Genomic DNA, 16,809 nt, shown 5'->3' with positions numbered 1-16,809 from the left:
ATGCCTGACGTTCTCTTCGGCTACGGGTGGCGCGTCGCCGGACAGCGTCGGGCGGGGGCGTCGCACCGGGTGGACCCGGCGCCACCCTCGCCGGCCACCACGCCCGGCAGCGCCATCCCGGCCGGCGTGCCCGGCGGTCCCCTCACCCGCTCAGCGCACCCGGCCCCTCCAGGTAACCGAGCCCGGCGCTCAGCGCGAGCACGGCCGCCACCACGGCGAGCACGCCGGCGGCGAACCACTGGTCCGCGCGCGTGACCACCACCGGCCGCCAGGTCGTCCGCGGCTCGAGCCCGAGCCCGCGCGACTCCAGCGCCTGCGCCATCCGCTCGCCCTTGCGCACCGAGACCACGAGCAGGGTGAATGCGACCCCGGCGAGGTGCCGGGGGCCGCGCGGCGGCCGGCCGCCGCCGAACGCGGCACGGACGGTGTGGGCGTGGCGGATGGTCGCCCACTCGCGCGGCATCTCCTGGAGCATCCGGTACCCGGCGAGGACGGCGTAGGTCACCCGGGCGCCGAGCCGGGCGTTGTGGTGCAGGCTCGTCATGAGGGCGACGCCGTCGGTGGAGGCCAGGAACCCGATGGCCAGCACCCCGATGAGCAGGGTGCGTCCCGCCAGCGCCGCACCGACGCTCAGCCCCTCGACCGTCACGCGCAGCGCCCCGGCCTGCCACAGCACCTCACCGGGCCGGGCGAGCGCGTTGACCATGAGCACCCCGATGGCGAACAGGACGAACGGCACGTGAGCGACGACCAGCGAGCGCGGCGCGAGCCGGGTCGACGCCGCGACACCCCCGAGCGCGAGCACGTACAGCACCGCCGGGGTCACCGGGTCCAGGACGAACATCACTACCAGCGAGACGACGGTCAGCAGCGCGAGCTTGACGGTCGGGTTCCGCCGGGCCAGCGCGGAGTCCACCAGCGGCGCCGCGGAGAAGGCGCTCACCGGCCGACCCCCACCGTGGCGTCGAGCTCGCGCAGGACGTGCGCCACCGCGTGTGGAGGCACGTGCTCGAGCAGCCAGGCGACCAGCGGCGGGACCCGCACCCCGGCGCGGGCGAGCAGCGCGGCGTCGCCGAGGACCGCCGCGGTCGGGCCGTCGGCGAGCAGCCCGCCGTCGCCGAGCAGGACCACGCGGTCCGCGAGCGCGGCGACGGCCCGGAGGTCGTGGCTGGCCAGGACGACGGCGGTGCCCGCGGCGGCCGTGTCGCGCAGGGTGGCCAGGGTCGCGACGGCATCTCGGCGGTCCAGGCCGAGGGTGGGCTCGTCGGCGAGGAGGGCCGGCCGGTCGTGGGCGAGCATCGCGGCGAGGCTGAGGCGTCGCTTCTCGCCGCCCGAGAGCCGGAACGGGTTCTGCTCGGCGAGGTGCTCGAGCCGGTGCCGGCGCAGCCGGTCTGCCACGACCGCCTCGGCGTCCCCGCCGGCCAGGCCGTGGGCGATCTCCTCCCGCACGGTGTGGGCGAGGAACTGGTGCTCGGCGTTCTGGAAAACCAGTCCCGGCCGCGCCCCGGTGACCTCGCCGGCGAGCGGCTCGAGCAACCCGGCGAGCGTGAGCAGCAGGGTGGACTTGCCGACGCCGTTGGCGCCGAGGATCGCGACCACCTCCCCCGCGCCGACCTCGAGGTCCACGCCGGCGAGAACCGGAGCCGGTTCCACAGTGGGTCGACGACGCCGACCCCGCCGCCCGCGCGTCCCGTCCCCGCGCCCGACGGCGAGGGACCGGGCCGCGATCACCGGCCCGGCGCCTCCGGCGTCGACCCCACCGGCCTCCCCGGCGACGTCCGCACCAGCCGCCCCGGCGCCGCCCCGCCCAGCCTCCCCGACCCCGTCCGCCTGCTCGGCCAGCGCCGTGAGCAGGGCGGTGTTGGCGGCTGCGCCGAGCCCGCCGGGAGCGCCGGTGAGCGCCTGGAGCTCGGTCTCGAGCGGCAGCCAGCACCCCGCGGCGTGCAGCGCTGACGCGTGGTCCCCCAGCACCGCGGCGGTGGGACCGTCGGCGAGGACCGTGCCGTCGTCGGCCAGGGCCAGCGCCCGGCCCGGGAGCCCAACGACGCCCTCGGCACCCGCCCACTCGTCGAGCCGGTGCTCGACCAGCACGACCGCCGGCCGGTACCGCTGCGTGGCCGAGTCGAGCGCGTCGCGGACGGCGGCGATCCCGGCCGGGTCGAGCATCGACGTCGGCTCGTCGAGGAGCAGCACCTCGGGCTCGGTGACGAGCGCCGCGGCGAGCGCGACCCGCTGCGACTCCCCGCCGGACAGCGTCGCCGTCGCCCGCCCGCGCAGCCCGGTCGCCCCGACGACGTCGAGCGCCGCTGCGATGCGCGGGCCGATCGTCGCGGGATCGGCGCCGTGGTTCTCCAGCGGCAGGGCGAGCTCCTGCTCCACGTGCGGCAGGCAGACGGCGGCCGCGGGGTCCTGCGCGAGCACACCCAGGTGGCGAGACCGCTCGACGACGGTCGTCTCCGCCGTCGCCGTCCCGCCGCCCGACCTCGAGCCCGATCCGACGGCGACCGACCCGGCCACCGCCGCGGTGACCGAGTGCGGCACGACGCCGGTGATGAGCTGCAGCACGGTCGACTTCCCCGACCCGGACGCGCCCAGCACGATCACGTGCTCACCCGGCGCGAGGCGGAGGGAGACCCCGCGCAGCACCGGGTCCGGCCGGCGCGGGAAGGTGACGGAGACGTCGTCGAGCGCGACGGCCGCTCCACCGGGCGCGAGCGTCTCCGCCTGATCGGGTGGCCCGGCGGACGTACGACCGACGTCCTCCAGGGCGACGCGGTCACTCAGGGGCTCGGTCACGCCCGGACCGTCTCGCGGCCGATCGCGAAGTTGTCCACGACGCCGGTGCGGGCGAGGGCGTCGACGACCACCTTCGCGAGCAGACCGCCCAGGACGATGCCCGAGAGGCACTGCACCACCAGGCGCAGCGCGAAGATGTCCTGGCCGTACCAGCCGGCGCGGAACGCTGAGTAGAAGAACACCAGGCCCGCGCCGAGCAGCCCGGAGAGGGCGAAGACGCCCCAGGTGTACCTCTTGTAGCGGGTGAGCGCGAAGGGCAGCTCGGAGCCGATGCCCTGGATGGCGGCGGCCACCACGAGCATGGGGCCGACCGGTGAGCCGAGGAAGACGACCTCGACCACGGAGGCGAGGATCTCCGCGGCGATCCCGGCTCCGGGGCGGCGGATGATGGCGATGGCGATCGGCGCGACGAGCAGCCAGCCCCCGAGGAGGACGTGCTGGGCGAGGTCTCCGGCAGGGCCCATGAGGATGCTCAGGCCGTTCCAGGCCTGGACGAGCGCCCAGTAGACGAAGCCGAAGACGACGCCGAGGACCACCATGAGGACGAGGTCCTTCATGGCCCAGCGGCGGGCGGAGGCGGCGGTGACGTTCATCGACGGCCCCCTCACGCCTGTGCCGGGCTCGGCGAGCCCACGGAGATCGTCAGGTGGGTGACGACGTGCGGCACCTCCGTGCCCACCTGGGCCCAGGCGTCGACGGCGGTCGCGACGACGTCGGCCACGTCCCCGGTGAGCCTCGTGGCGTAGTGCGCCGGGCTCGCGGCGACGCCGCGGCGTTGGGCGGCGGCGATCGCGCCCTCGATGTGGGCCATGTGGTCGCCGGCGTCGGACCCGCCGTCGAGCAGCGGGTACAGGGACCACTGGGCCGCCGCGCGGATGCCGGTCGGTTCGATCGCGACCGGCTCGGCGTGCGGCAGGCCGGTGACGGTGAGGTCGCAGCTCACCTCGCCCGGGCAGCCCCGGGAGAGCAGGACGTGGGCGACCACGTGCCCGCCGCCCGAGCGTCGCGACGCCGCGGCGACCAGCGCCGTCAGGTACGCGGCCAGCCGCTGCTCGGCCGGTGCGGTGCGGGCGCCGACGTAGGTGCTCACCTCGTCGGTCTCGGTGACCAGGCCCGCGGTGAGACCGGCGGCCTCGACGTCGGCGAGTGCGCCGAGGATGACCCCGACGAAGTCGTCGGTGTGCGGGTGGAGGCTCAGGCGCATCCCGACGCCGAGCCGGTCGGGCGTGGCTCCCGGTGCGGGTGCGGGTGCACCGGTCGGCGCCGGTGCCGGTGCACCGTTCGGCGCCGGTGCGGTGGTGGTGCGGTCGGTCTGGGTGCTCATCACGGTCCCTTCTCGGGCCCGCGGGTACGTCGAGACCCGCCCACGTCTGCACGTGGGGCAGGTGCCCTGCTCCCTACGCCGGTACGAACCGGATCAGGTAAACGGGTCTGCGGACTCTCCGCACTCTCAGCGCCACATCAGCGCTCCCCGGGGGTTGGCCTCACGCTAGCCCGGCCCGCTGACCGGCGCCAACACCCGCCCGCAGAGCGAGACCCATCGCAACCCGGCGTGAGGACAACAAGCGGAAGACAATGTCAGGACATCCCTGACGTTGTCTTCGGCGAGGGATGGGGCGCGGCCCGCTCGAGGCGCCGAGACTCACCGCCGCGCCAACCTGTCGGCGCGGCGTCGTCAGATGCTCACGAGCCCGCGGCTACGACCCGCCGAGCAGCGCCCCGAGCCGGCGTCGTGCCGCCTCGAGCTCCCCGTCCGCCGTGTCGACCCCGGGGAAGCCGGCCGGGAGGACGGCGAGGACCTCCCGGACGATCTCGATCTTGCGAGCGCTCCGGCGGCCGACCGGAAGGGCGTCCAACGCCTCGACGAGCGCGTCGTGGAGATCCTCGGTGAAGACGGCGTCCCAGCGCTCACGCGCGAGTCCACGCCCCGAGCCGGTGCTCGGGCGCTCCTCGCGAAGGTGAGCGGTCTCGGTCTCGTCGAGAGTGAGGCCATCGGTCACGGCGACGCCGTAGTCCGCGCGCGCGCGCTCACGTGTCACGAGCCCCCGGCGGACGTCGTCGAGCACGGCGGCGACGTCACGCTCGAACGGATCGCCGTACCCGCCACCACCGGGGGTCCGGATGGTCACGACATCGCCGGGGTCGAGCGGCAGCACGTCGACCGTGCGGACCCGCACGGCTCGGTCGGTCCCCTCGTTGATGACGATCTCCGCCGTCAGCCCCGGGGACCCGCCCATCGCCCCCCAGGGCGCGAAGACCTGCCGCTCCAGGCCACGGGCCAGGAGGGAGCTGGTCCCGTCCACCCGGAACACGAGCTCGAGCCCCATGCCGCCGCGCCAGGTGCCAGGGCCACCGGAGTCGGGCCGTAGCCCGTACCGCAGGATCCGGGCGCCGAGCTCGGCCTCGACAGTCTCGACGGGGTTGTTCGAGAGGTTGGAGATCCCGGCGTCGCGGCCGTCGACCCCGTCGCCGCCGTAGCGTCCCCCGGTGCCACCGACCATGGGCTCGACCACCTGGACGTTCTGCCCCGTGCCCGTCTCCTCGGCCAGGACCACCGGGATGACGACGCCGCTGCTGGCCGCCGGAACGATGCGCGGAGCCGCCTGGATGAGCGCCCCGGACAGGGCGTCGTTGACCCGGGAGGCGGTGGCGTGCCGGACCCCGACGGCGGCCGGCTCGACGGCGTTGACCACGCTCCCGGGCGGCGCGGTGATGCTGATGAGGTCCATGAGCCCGCCGTTGAGAGCGAGGTCGGGGTCGATGGTGCCGATGAGCGCGAGCACGCGCGTGGTCAGCCAGGCGTGCGGCCGGCCGAAGGAGGCGATGTTGAACGCCGCTGCCACCTGCGGGTCGGTGCCGGTGAAGTCGATGTGGATGCGCCCGTCGTCCACGGTGACCGTCACCGAGATCCGCACCGGCACCGGTGAGACGGCGTCGTTGTCGAGGAGGTCGACGAACCGGTAGGTGCCGTCGGTCAGCGACCGCAGCGCCTCGCGGGCGCGCTCGCGGGTCCTCGCCACGGCGCTCTCCCCGCCCTCCAGCACGGCGGCGCGGCCGTGCTGTGCGGCGACCTCGCCGACCCGGCGTCGCCCCGTGGCCAGGGCGCTGACCATGGCCTGGAGGTCTCCGCGGTTCGCCTCGGGCGTACGCGTGTTGGCGAGGAGGAGCGCCTCGACGTCCGGCACCGTCGTCCCGCCGCGCACCAGGCGAACCGGCGGGATGCGCAGACCCTCGGCGAAGATCGAGTCGTTGAACGGAGAGACCGACGACGGCACGCGGCCGCCGATGTCGGAGCAGTGGATGAACGCCCACCCGTAGGCGACCACCTCGCCGTCGAGGAAGTAGGGCGCGACCATCTGGATGTCCGGCAGGTGGGTGGCGAGACCGCCCGTGCGGTACGGGTCGTTGGCGACGACGACGTCTCCCGGTTCGAGCGGTCCGGCCACCTCGGCGGCCCGGACGGTCTCGAGGACGTCGAGCCCGACGAAGCCGGACACGCCGATGGCCTTGGGGTAGGCGACGAACCGTCCGTCCGGGCCGGCGATGGCGCAGCAGAAGTCGGCCGTCTCCTTGACGTAGAGGGACCGGCTCGTCCGCTGCAGCGTCAGGCACATCTCCTCCGAGACGGCGGCGAGCTTGGCCGCGACGATGCCGAGGTCGACGTTCGTGAGCGTCATGGCGTGTCCTTCCGCAGGCGCAGGTTTCCCGCCTCGTCCGCTGCCGCGGCCCACCCGGGTGGGACCACGACGGTGGTGTCGCCCTGCTCGACGAGCGCCGGGCCGGCGACGGCCGCTCCGCCCACCCCGATCGCGGAGCGCTCCACCACCGGGGTCTCGTGCCAGCGTCCGTGCCACCTCAGGGGCCGTCGCTCGGCGGCGGCACCGCCGGTGCCGTCGGCCGCGCCCCGGCGTCGTTCGTGGACCGGGAGCACCGGCTCCGGCCCGACGACGGCGAGCCGCACGGTGGCGACCTCGATGGTCGCCGCCGGGTCGGAGAAGTCGTAGAGCCGCTCGTGCTCGGCCCCGAACGCTGCGACGACCTGCGCCGTCGTCAGCTCGACCGCATCCTCGAGCGGGCCCTCCGCCAGCGGGACGGTGATCTCGTAGGCCTGCCCGAGGTACCGCATGTCGGCCGTGACTCTGGCGACGGACGCCTCGACGGGTGCCCCGTTGTCCACGATCCACGCACGGGCCCGCGCGAGCAGGTCGTCCAGGACCTGACGGACGTCGCGGAACGTGGCCTCCGTCAGCGGCCGCCGCAGGCTTCGCGCGAAGTCGCTGCGCAGCGGCGCCACGGCGGCGCCGAGCGCGCAGTACGTCGCCGCCGCACCCGGGACGAGGATCTCGGTGACCCCGACCTCCTCCGCCAGGAGCGCGGCGTGCGTAGGACCGGCTCCACCGAAGGGCACGAGGGTGAGGTCAGCCGCCTCGTGACCGCGTTCGGCCAGGCGCTTGCGCAGCTCGGTGGCCATCTGCGCCGTCGCGACGCGCAGCACGGCGTCGGCGGCCGCCACCGCCCGCTCGTCCTCGTCGGCGCGGCCCGGCAGACGCAGGTCGTCGGCGACGCCGGCGAGCGCCTCGACCGCCCGGTGCCGGAAGAGCGGGACCTCGCCGTGGAGGAAGTGCTCCGGGGCGATGAACCCCGAGACGAGATACGCGTCGGTGATCGTGGCGTCGACACCGCCGAGCCCGTAGCACGCCGGCCCGGGGACGGCGCCGGCGCTGCGGGGGCCCACCCGCAGCGCGGCCGACCCCCCGGCGGTGTCGATCCAGGCGATGGAGCCGCCGCCGGCGCCGATGGCGTTGACGTCGACGACGGGCAGGATCAGCGGGAGACCACCGACGTGGGACCCCGTCGTCAGCGCACCGCGGCCCTGGAGGACGACGGCGATGTCGCTGCTCGTGCCGCCCATGTCGAAGGTGACCGCCCGGCCGCCGGCCCCGAGCGTCCGGGCGGCGGCGGTGACGCCGGAGGCCGGGCCGGACAGCACGGTCTCCAGGGGCCGTCTCAGCGCGGCCGCCACCGAGAGCGTGCCGCCGTTCGAGCCGGTGATGTACAGGGGGGCGGTCAGCCCGAGGCGCGACAGCCGCTCCTGGAGGTCGGTGAGGTACCGGGTCATGAGCGGGTGGATGTAGGCCTCGAGAACGGCCACCAGACCGCGCTCGTACTCCCGGATCTCGGGCCAGGTGGCCGCGGCCGCCACGACCTCCAGGCCGTCCAGCCGGGCTCGGAGCCCCCGGGCCACCTCGCGCTCGAACGCCGGGTCGACGAAGCCGCCGACCAGGACGAGGGCGACGACGTCCGGCTCGGTGGCGCGTACGTCCCGGGCCACCCGGTCGAGCTCGTCGTCGTCCGGTGCCGCCACCGGTACACCGTCGAACCCCAGGCGGGCGGCGATCTCGACCACCCGGTCGCGGGGGACGGGCGAGACCTCCGGCGTCGCGTGCAGGTCGAAGGAGCGCGGCATCCGCGCCCGACCGATCTCGAGCAGGTCGCGGTGCCCTGCGGACACCACGAGCGTCACGCGGGCACCCGAGCGCTGGATGATCGCGTTCAGGCCGATGGTCGTCCCGTGGGCGACCGCCCGGACCTGCGCGAGGTCGATGCCCTGCGCGACCAGCTCCTCCAGCCCGGTGACCACCGCACGCGCGGGCTCGTCGGGCGTGCTGGGGGTCTTGTGCTCGAGCACGCCCGTCGTGCCGTCGGCGCGGTGGCCCACGACCGCGAAGTCGGTGAACGTGCCACCGACGTCGATCCCGATCCGGATGTCTCGCACCAGCACTCCCCCTTCGCCGCCGGGTCACCCTACCCGCGCCCCCGTGGCGGGCCGCCTGCCGGTCGAGATGCCGTCTCGCGATCCGGGAACGACCCCCGTCGCGGTGGCGCGGGATCGGGCCGTCGGGGTGGGATGGGTCGACGTACCCCGACCGGAGCCTCGTCTCCGCCATCCGCAAGGAGCCCCCCATGAAGCACGTGCGCACCCTCGCTCTGGCCGGAACGGCGCTCGCCCTCGCCCTGGCCGGCTGCGCGGCACCCACCACGGACGGGGACGCCGACGGCGGGTCCGAGCCGGCCGAGACGACCACGGGCGACGCGCCGCAGGCGGGCGGCGACGTCACGGTCACCCTGTACGGCGACCCGTGGGCGGCCGCGGTCCAGGCCGGCGCGGTCGCCGCGTTCGAGGAGGAGACGGGCGGGGAGGTCGAGGTCGCGCTCGGCGACAACGCGACGTGGTTCGCCCAGCTCCGTGCCTCTCAGGGCGGGGACGCACCCTTCGACGTCATGATCCTGCTGCCCGAGCAGCAGATCCAGGCGGTCGAGGAGGGGCTCGTGGAGCCGATCGACACCTCGCGCCTGAGCAACTGGGACGACGTCGCACCCTCCCTCGCCGAGGCGTTCGAGCAGGACGGCGAGCAGTACGGCGTGCCGTTCTCGGCGGGTGGGCTGGGGATCGCCTACCGCAAGGACCTCGTCGAGACCCCGCCCACCGCCTGGTCGGACATGTGGGACCCGGAGTACGCCGGCCACGTCGCGGCCCTCCCGCTGACCTTCCAGGCCGGCGCCCAGTGGTTCGCGGGCCTGGTGCACGAGGAGGGCGGCACGCTGGACGACCCGGCGGCCGTGGACGCCGCGTTCGGCCGCCTGGAGGAGCTTGCCCCGGCCGTCTCGGTGACCCCCAACAACGCGGTCGGGGTCCAGACGGCGCTGCAGCAGGGGTCCGCCTGGCTCGCCCCCTGGTGGGACGGGCGCGCCGCGGCGCTCGCCCAGGAGGACCCGAACATCGCGTTCGCCTACCCCGAGTCCGGCGCGACCGCGGCCGTGACCACCTTCTACGTCCCGGCCAACGCCCCGGACAAGGACGCCAGCTACGCCTTCCTCGACAGCCTCCTCGACCCGGGGGCACAGGCCGAGTTCGCCGAGGCGATGTGGTACCCGACGTCGAACGTCACGACCGAGTTCCCGGAGGCGTTCGAGGGTGCGGTGAGCGCGGACCTGGAGACCTTCGACAGCTACGTGTTCGTCGACTACGCCACGCTCACGCCGAACCTCACGGACTGGCAGAACCGCTGGAACGAGATCTTCGGTGGCTGAGGGGGCCAACACCCCCGAACCGTTCCTGCGGGTCGACGGGCTGACCGTCGGCTACGGGGACACCCCGGTGCTGAAGGACGTCTCCCTCGAGGTCGCCGAGGGCGAGTTCGTCAGCATCCTCGGGCCGAGCGGGTGCGGGAAGACCACGCTGCTCAAGACGATCGCCGGTTTCGTACCCGCCGGGGCGGGTCGGATCGAGATGGGCGGGCGCGACCTCGTCCGGGTCCCGCCGGCCCGGCGGGACCTCGGCTTCGTCTTCCAGAACTACGCGCTCTTCCCGCACCTGAGCGTGACCGACAACGTCGCCTACGGCCTCGCCAGCCGAGGGGTGCGGAAGCCCGAGCGGGACGAGCGGGCGCGGGAGATGCTCGCCCTGGTCGGTCTCGAGAGCCTCGGCGCCCGCCGTCCGGCCGAGCTCTCCGGCGGCCAGCAGCAGCGGGTGGCGATCGCCCGGGCGCTCGCCGTCAGCCCGAGCGTGCTGCTCATGGACGAGCCGCTGTCCAACCTCGACGCCAAGCTCCGCCTCGAGATGCGCGAGGAGCTCCACAACCTCCAGCGGCGGGTGGGGGTGACGACCCTCTTCGTCACCCACGACCAGGAGGAGGCCATGACGATCTCCGACCGGTTGATCCTGCTCAACGCCGGTGTCGTCGAGCAGGTCGGCTCCCCGGCGGCGCTGTACCACCGCCCGCGCACGCCCTTCGTCGCCGACTTCCTCGGCGGCGGCAACGTGGTCGACGGCCGGGCCGTCCGCGGCGACGGCGGCACGACCGTCCTCGAGGCGCCCGATCTGACCTTCCCCATCCCGGGGCAGGACCTCCCGGAGGGGCCGGTGACCGTGGTCCTGCGCACCGACCGCGTCCGGGTGGGCACGGTCGAGGCCGGCGGCCTCGTGGGCACCGTCGAGCAGTCCGCGTTCCTCGGCTCCGCGTGGCGCTACCGGGTCCGGCTCGACGGCGGACGCGTGGTGCACGCCTCCGGTCCGCCGCGGCTGGACGGAGCCGCCGACGAGGGGGAGCGCGTCGCCCTGAGCTGGCACCCCGACGACGTCATCGTGGTCGGCAGCCGGTGAGCGCCGCCCCGGCCGCGGTCCGCGGTCCGGCCGAGCCCGACGTCCGCGCCCGGGCGCGGAAGCGGCTGGCGCTGGTCGCCGCGGTGCCGCCCGCGCTCTTCCTGCTCGTCGCGTTCGTCGGGCCCCTCGTCCGGCTGGTGCTGGCGAGCGTCCAGGACGACGACGGCCGGCTCACACTTGCGCACTACCGCACGGTGTGGACGAGCGGGTACTACGTCGACGCCATCTGGGAGACCCTGGTGCTGGCCCTGCTCGTCATGGTCACCGCCGTCGTCGGCGGCTACCTCATGGCCGTCCCGATCGCCCGGGCCCGCTCGCGCTGGACCCGCGCGGTCGTCCTCATCGCGGTGCTCTCCCCGCTGCTGACGAGCGTCATCGTGCGCAGCTACGGCTGGCTGGTGCTCCTGGCCCCCAACGGGGCGGTGGCGTCGCTGTGGGAGACGATCGCCGGTTCGGCGGCGCCGCAGATGCTCTACAACACCCCGGCGGCGTTCGTGGCCACCACGCACGTGCTCCTGCCCTTCGCGGCGCTGACGATCGCCCCGGGCGTCGCCGCCGTGCCGCGTGACCTCGAGACGGCGTCGACCAGCCTGGGGGCCGGGGCCGCCCGGACCTTCTTCCGGGTCACCCTGCCCCTGTCGCTGCCCTCCGTGACGGTCGCGGCCACGCTCGTGTTCGTGCTCGCCATGGGCATCTACGTCACCCCGCTCGTGGTCGGCGGCGACACGGTGCCCTTCCTGGGCATCCGCGTCTACCAGACGATCTTCCAGCTCGGTGACTACCCGACGGCGTCGGCACTGGGGTTCACGCTGGCCGTGGTCACGGCGGCCGGGACCGCCGTCCTGCTGGCCCTGTTCGCCTGGCTACGACGGCTGGGAGGCGTCGGTGCGCGATAGGGCCTTCGTCGTTCTCACCCGCGCGGCCGGGATCCTCGTCCTCGTCTTCCTCCTCACCCCCCTGGTGGTCGTGGCCGGCGCCTCGGTGAACCCCGGCAGCTTCCTCACCTTCCCGCCCACGGGGATCTCCCTGCGGTGGTACGAGGCGATCCTGTCCGACCGGGCCTGGCTCAGCTCCTTCCAGCTCAGCCTCTGGCTCACGGCGGTCGCCACCCCGGTCGCCACCGTCCTGGGGACGTTCGCCGGCTACGCCATCACCCGGTGGGAGTACCCCGGACGGGGCGCGCTCGCCCTCTTCATGCTCTCGCCGCTCATGGTCGCCGAGGTCCTCATGGGACTGGCGTTCCTCTACTACCTCACCGCCTTCCGGCTCGTCGGCTCGGTCACCGGCCTGCTGGCGGCGTACGTGCTGGTGGGCGTGCCGTACGTGGCCCGCACCGTCGCGGCCTCACTCGAGACCCTCGACCCCGATCTCGAGGTGGCGGCGGAGAGCCTCGGGGCGAGCCGGTGGCGACGGCTGCGCACGGTCGTCCTGCCGCACGTGCTGCCCGGTGTGCTCGCCGGGGCCACCTTCACCGCCGTCCTGGCGTTCGGCGAGCTCGCCATCACCCTGTTCATCGCCGGGCCGAGCACCACCACGCTCGCCATGCGGATCTACACCAACGTCCAGTTCGCCGCGAACCCCTCCGTCGCCGCGGCGGCCACGGTGGTCATCGTGCTCGCCGTCGTCGCCGTGCTGGCGCTCGAACGCTCGGGCCTGGCCACGCGCGGCCAGCAGATCGGGCGGACGCGCACGTGAGCGTCACCGGCCGGGAACGCGTGCTCGCCGCGCTGGCGGGCGAGGTGACGGACCGCCCGCCCATGACCCTGTGGCGGCACTGGCCGGTGGACGACCAGGACGCCGCCGCCCACGCCCGGTCCGCGGTCGCCCACCACGACTCGCTCGGCCTCGACCTGCTCAAGATCACCCCGTCCGCCTCTTTCATGAGCGAGGCGTGGGGCGCGCGCACCGAGTACTGCGGGGACGTCATGGGGGTGCGCGACTACTCCTTCCGACCGGTCGCCGGGCCCGAGGACTGGCTCCGCCTGGAGGCGATCGACGTCACCGACGCCCCCTCGCTCAGCCGGGAGGTCGAGGTCGTCCGGCTCCTGCGGGACAGGCTGGGCCCCGACGTCCCGCTCCTGCCCACCGTCTTCACGCCGCTGAGCGTGATCCGCTACCTGGCGGGCGAGCGGTTCGTCGCAGATCTGCGGATGCACCGGTCGGCAGTCGACCGCGCGCTCGACGCGGTCACCCGCACGACGGTCGACCTGGTCCGGGCGCTCCTGGGTGCGGGCGCTGACGGGATCTACTTCTCCCTCTTCCCTGCCTCCGCCGCCGTGCTCTCGCTTACGGAGTACCGCGAGGCCGTCCTGCCGTGGGACCAGGCGGTCATGGCGGCGGCCGAGCCGGCGCAGATGCGGGTGGCCCACTTCCACCTGCCGTTCCCGCTGCTGCCCCTCGCGCGGGAGCTGCCGGTGAACGTGGTGAGCTGGGAGCACACGGCAGAGGGCGGTCCCGGTCTCGCCGAGGGCAGGGAGCTGACCGGGAAGGCGGTCATCGGCGGGCTCGACCAGCACGGCGCCCTGGCACGTGGAGGCCCGGCGGAGGTGGCCGCCGGCGTGCGTGCAGCGTGGGCGGCCGGCGGCGCAGGGCTGACCCTGGCCACGTCCTGCTCGTACCCGCTCACCGCGCCGGTGGGAAACCTGCACACGTTCGCGGACACGGTCCGGTCCCTGCCGTCGGCCTGACGGCCCGCAGGGCGGGACCATCCTGGCTCGCCGAAGAGACCGTGCGGACCTGCCTGACGTCCTCCTCGGCAAGACGCGCTGGTGCGGCACGGCGCATCACCGCAGCAACGGGCGCGACGCGGCGGTATCACCGCGGCCGCGGGCACCTCCTCAGGGTCAGCAGGTCCCCTGACCCCGGAGCAGCCATCATGAGTCCCAGCTTCGCCTTCCTCGTCCACCCGCGCACCTCCCTCGCCGAGGACCTCGGCCGGGTGTGGTCCCCGCTCGCCGCGGTGCCCGAGCGGTTCTACGACACTGCCCTGCGCCGTCTCGACCTGCCCCCGGTGCGCATGGCCGGCGTGCGCATCGGCGGCCACGACGTCGGCCACGTGCTCCTCGTGCCCTACGGGGCCCGGCACCTCCTGGCGGACCCGGTCGAGGGCCGGCGCCGGGTGGTCCGCGCGGTGGACCGCGCCGTCCGGCTCGGTGCCGACGTCGTCGGGCTCGGCGCGCTGACCGCGACCGTGACCGGCGGCGGCCTCGCCCTGCGCGCCCGGGACGACATCGGCGTGACCAACGGCAACGCGTTCACCGCCGCCACCGTCGACGCCCAGGTCCGGGACCTGCTCGACCTGGCCACCCGCGGCGGCCGGCACGTGGCCGTGGTCGGGGCGACCGGCAGCGTCGGCTCGGCTGTCACGCGCCTGCTCGCCCGCGACGGTGCCGCGCACCGGCTCACCCTCGTGGCGCGCTCCACCGCCCGCCTGACGGCGCTGGCCGACGCCGTCCGGCCCACCGTTCCGACCGTCACGGCCACCGACCTCGCGGTCGTCGCCGAGGCGGACCTCGTCGTCCTGCTCACCGCGTCCACCGACGCCCTGCTCCGGCCCCACCACCTGGCGCCGGGCGCCGTCGTCCTGGACGCCACCCAGCCGCGGAACACCGCGCCCGGACTGGCCGAGGCCCGGCCGGATGTCCTGGTCGTCGACGGCGGCATCGTGGAGATCCCCACGCTGCGCCTGGTCGGCGGGGACATCGGGCTGCCCGACGGTCGCGCCTACGCCTGCTTCGCCGAGACGGCGCTGCTGGCCCTGACCGGGCACGCCGGTCACTTCGCGATCGGGACCCCCACGCTCGAGCAGGTGGACCACATCCGCGACGTCGCGGCCGACCAGGGGCACCTCGGCTTCCGGCCCGCGGCGCCGACCTCGTTCGGGGCGCCCCTGGTGCCCGCCCGGGCGACGGCGGTGACGGCATGATGCGGGTAGTGCTCCTGGGCGGTGGGTACGTCACGGTGCACGCCTACCGCTCGCTCGTGCGGCGGCTGGGCCGCGAGGTGCGGGAGGGCAGGGTGGAGATCGTCGTCGTCAGCGCCGACGACGCCCACAGCTTCCACGGCTTCACCGGCGAGGTGCTGGCCGGGCTCCTGCCCTACGAGCGCACCCGGACGCCACTGCAGGAGGCGTGTCCTCTGGCCCGGTTCGTCCACGCCAGGGTGCTCGCCGTGGACCCGGTGGCACGGTCCGTCACGTACGAGCACATCACCGACGGCGTCGTGGAGCTGCTCTGGTTCGACCACCTCGTCGTCGGGACCGGTGCGCAGGAGCCGGTCGACGGCGTCCCGGGGCTGCGCGAGCACGGGTACACGCTGCGCGCACCGGGCGACATCGCGGCGCTCACCCAGGCGGTGCACGCCCTCGCCCGGACCGCGCGCGACGACCGGAGCGCCCGCTCGACGGCGGACCCGGCCGCCGCCTCGGTGGTCGTCGCCGGCGGCGGGCTCGCGGGCGCGGAGATGGCAGCCGCCGTCGCCGACCTCGGCGGGGGCACCCTCGCCGTCACCCTCGTGCACGCGGGTGAGCGGATCGTGCCGGAGCTGCGGGCCGACCAGCCGGCCCTGGCCGCCCGGACCGAGCGCGAGCTCGCCCGGCTCGGCGTCGTCGTACGCACCGGGACCCGGCTGACCGCCGTCACGCCGGAGGGCGCCCACCTCGACGACGGCACGTTCCTGCCCGCCGCGGTCGTGCTCGGCACGGTCGGGCAGGCGCCGGTCCCGCTGCCCGGGCTCGGGTCGACCCGGGACGAGCGGGGCCGGCTGGTGACCGCCCCCGACCTGTCGGTGACCGGCGACGTCTGGGCCGGCGGCGACGCAGCACGCGTCGTCCGTCCGGGCACCGACGCGCCGGTCCCGGCGAACGCCCTGTGGGCGATCAAGACGGGAGCCCACGTCGGTGACAACGTCGCCCGGGCCATCGCCGGCCGCACCACGCGGCCGTTCACCTACCGCGGGCTCGGCCGCGCGGCGTCCTTCGGGCTCGGCCGCTCGGTGGCCGAGCTGTACGGCGTGGGGTTCACCGGCGCGGTCGCCTGGGTGCTCCGGCTCGTGTTCTTCCTGCGGTTCATGCCCTCCAGGCGCCGGGCGCTGGCCGTGCTCGGTGACCTCACCTCCCGTCGCGGGACCTCGGCCTCACGCGAAGCCGACCCCCTGCGGGCGAAGGTGGAGGTGAGCCTCTCGTAGACCGACAGGAGGGCACCATGACCGAGACGACGGACCGCCGCGCCGCGGACGCGTACGTCGCGGAGGAGATCCGGAGCCACCACGCGCTCATGCGGGCCGACCTCGACCGGCTCAGCGCCGCGCTCGTCGATGCGGCCGAGTCAGGGACCGACCCTGCGCCGGCGCGGGCCGAGCTGACGGAGTGGATCCGCACCACGCTCGTCCCCCACGCCGAGCAGGAGGAGGCGACCACCTACCCGGCGGCCGCGAACCTGCCGGAGGGACGGCTGCTCATCGCGGCCATGCTCGCCGAGCACGTCCTGATCCGGCGGTTCGCCGACCTGGCCGCACGCACGCAGGACCCCGCCGCCGCGGGCGCCTACGGGCGGGCGGTGTTCGAAACCTTCTCCAGCCACCAGGCGAAGGAGAACGAGCACATCCTGCCCCTGCTGGCCGAGGAGCCCACGGTCTCTCTGGCCGAGCTGATGGCCCACGGGCACGGGAGCCACCACGGCCACGGCCACGGCCACGGCCACGGCCACGGCCATTGAGCAACCACCACTGAGCCCTGATCCACCGACGTGGCGGGGTGGTCGCTGGTCGGGTGGCGTGTCCGGGATAGCGGGTCGTTGGGCGTGGTGGGGCTGCCGGTCTGTGCCGGCTCTTCCACGGTGGGGTTCCTCGGG

Annotated in this window: 14 protein-coding genes and 1 riboswitch; of the genes, 8 read left to right on the top strand and 6 right to left on the bottom strand. The window is 74.9% G+C overall.

Going from position 1 to position 16,809, the window contains the following annotated elements; translation table 11 throughout:
- Positions 1-142: 142 nt before the first annotated feature.
- From AAEM63_RS01085 to AAEM63_RS01060, 6 genes are all read right to left on the bottom strand, one after another.
- Positions 143-943, bottom strand: coding sequence for an energy-coupling factor transporter transmembrane component T (locus tag AAEM63_RS01085; protein ID WP_341359893.1), 801 nt, complete (start codon positions 941-943; stop codon positions 143-145).
- Positions 940-2,796, bottom strand: coding sequence for an ABC transporter ATP-binding protein (locus AAEM63_RS01080; protein ID WP_341359892.1), 1,857 nt, complete (start codon positions 2,794-2,796; stop codon positions 940-942). Before AAEM63_RS01080 ends, AAEM63_RS01085 begins: the two co-directional genes overlap by 4 nt.
- Positions 2,793-3,389: an ECF transporter S component gene (locus AAEM63_RS01075; protein ID WP_341359891.1), complete on the bottom strand. Its 597-nt coding sequence runs from the start codon at positions 3,387-3,389 to the stop codon at positions 2,793-2,795. The genes AAEM63_RS01080 and AAEM63_RS01075 overlap by 4 nt, the downstream gene beginning before the upstream one ends.
- An 11-nt stretch (positions 3,390-3,400) precedes the next feature.
- Positions 3,401-4,120, bottom strand: coding sequence for a YkoF family thiamine/hydroxymethylpyrimidine-binding protein (locus AAEM63_RS01070; protein WP_341359890.1), 720 nt, complete (start codon positions 4,118-4,120; stop codon positions 3,401-3,403).
- Positions 4,121-4,171: 51 nt separating this feature from the next.
- Positions 4,172-4,280, bottom strand: a riboswitch (TPP riboswitch).
- Positions 4,281-4,493: 213 nt separating this feature from the next.
- On the bottom strand, positions 4,494-6,473 hold the full coding sequence (locus AAEM63_RS01065) for a hydantoinase B/oxoprolinase family protein (protein WP_341359889.1): 1,980 nt from the start codon (positions 6,471-6,473) through the stop codon (positions 4,494-4,496).
- Entirely contained in the window at positions 6,470-8,572 is a 2,103-nt protein-coding gene (locus tag AAEM63_RS01060; protein WP_341359888.1) for a hydantoinase/oxoprolinase family protein, read from the bottom strand. The genes AAEM63_RS01065 and AAEM63_RS01060 overlap by 4 nt, the downstream gene beginning before the upstream one ends.
- A gap of 188 nt (positions 8,573-8,760) precedes the next feature.
- On the opposite strand from AAEM63_RS01060, the gene AAEM63_RS01055 reads away from it, so the two are divergent.
- The 8 genes from AAEM63_RS01055 (at position 8,761) to AAEM63_RS01020 (ending at position 16,674) form a co-directional block, all read left to right on the top strand.
- Positions 8,761-9,888 (top strand): extracellular solute-binding protein, encoded by a 1,128-nt coding sequence (locus tag AAEM63_RS01055; protein WP_341359887.1) that lies wholly within the window; start codon positions 8,761-8,763, stop codon positions 9,886-9,888.
- Positions 9,881-10,960 (top strand): ABC transporter ATP-binding protein, encoded by a 1,080-nt coding sequence (locus AAEM63_RS01050; protein WP_341359886.1) that lies wholly within the window; start codon positions 9,881-9,883, stop codon positions 10,958-10,960. Before AAEM63_RS01055 ends, AAEM63_RS01050 begins: the two co-directional genes overlap by 8 nt.
- On the top strand, positions 10,957-11,856 hold the full coding sequence (locus AAEM63_RS01045) for an ABC transporter permease (protein ID WP_341359885.1): 900 nt from the start codon (positions 10,957-10,959) through the stop codon (positions 11,854-11,856). The genes AAEM63_RS01050 and AAEM63_RS01045 overlap by 4 nt, the downstream gene beginning before the upstream one ends.
- A complete protein-coding gene (locus AAEM63_RS01040; protein ID WP_211338757.1) occupies positions 11,846-12,655 on the top strand; it encodes an ABC transporter permease in 810 nt (269 codons plus the stop codon). The genes AAEM63_RS01045 and AAEM63_RS01040 overlap by 11 nt, the downstream gene beginning before the upstream one ends.
- Positions 12,652-13,647, top strand: a complete 996-nt coding sequence (locus tag AAEM63_RS01035; protein ID WP_341359884.1) for a uroporphyrinogen decarboxylase family protein — start codon at positions 12,652-12,654, stop codon at positions 13,645-13,647. Before AAEM63_RS01040 ends, AAEM63_RS01035 begins: the two co-directional genes overlap by 4 nt.
- A 188-nt stretch (positions 13,648-13,835) precedes the next feature.
- Positions 13,836-14,885, top strand: coding sequence for a saccharopine dehydrogenase NADP-binding domain-containing protein (locus AAEM63_RS01030; protein ID WP_341359883.1), 1,050 nt, complete (start codon positions 13,836-13,838; stop codon positions 14,883-14,885).
- A complete protein-coding gene (locus AAEM63_RS01025; RefSeq protein WP_341359882.1) occupies positions 14,882-16,144 on the top strand; it encodes an FAD-dependent oxidoreductase in 1,263 nt (420 codons plus the stop codon). The genes AAEM63_RS01030 and AAEM63_RS01025 overlap by 4 nt, the downstream gene beginning before the upstream one ends.
- Before the next feature lie 17 nt (positions 16,145-16,161).
- Positions 16,162-16,674, top strand: coding sequence for a hemerythrin domain-containing protein (locus tag AAEM63_RS01020; protein ID WP_341359881.1), 513 nt, complete (start codon positions 16,162-16,164; stop codon positions 16,672-16,674).
- Positions 16,675-16,809: the final 135 nt, after the last annotated feature.

Origin of the sequence: Georgenia sp. M64 (assembly GCF_038049925.1) — a bacterium.
Taxonomy (GTDB): domain Bacteria; phylum Actinomycetota; class Actinomycetes; order Actinomycetales; family Actinomycetaceae; genus Georgenia.
Note: the sequence above shows the minus strand (reverse complement) of the source record. Positions and strands in the feature narration are given on the sequence as shown.

Bases quoted from the DNA above. Each gene is read 5' to 3' on its own strand.
- AAEM63_RS01075 (WP_341359891.1), bottom strand. From the start codon at position 3,389: ATGAACGTCACCGCCGCCTCCGCCCGCCGCTGGGCCATGAAGGACCTC.
- AAEM63_RS01070 (WP_341359890.1), bottom strand. From the start codon at position 4,120: ATGAGCACCCAGACCGACCGCACCACCACCGCACCGGCGCCGAACGGT.
- AAEM63_RS01065 (WP_341359889.1), bottom strand. From the start codon at position 6,473: ATGACGCTCACGAACGTCGACCTCGGCATCGTCGCGGCCAAGCTCGCC.
- AAEM63_RS01055 (WP_341359887.1), top strand. From the start codon at position 8,761: ATGAAGCACGTGCGCACCCTCGCTCTGGCCGGAACGGCGCTCGCCCTC.
- AAEM63_RS01030 (WP_341359883.1), top strand. From the start codon at position 13,836: ATGAGTCCCAGCTTCGCCTTCCTCGTCCACCCGCGCACCTCCCTCGCC.
- AAEM63_RS01025 (WP_341359882.1), top strand. From the start codon at position 14,882: ATGATGCGGGTAGTGCTCCTGGGCGGTGGGTACGTCACGGTGCACGCC.
- AAEM63_RS01020 (WP_341359881.1), top strand. From the start codon at position 16,162: ATGACCGAGACGACGGACCGCCGCGCCGCGGACGCGTACGTCGCGGAG.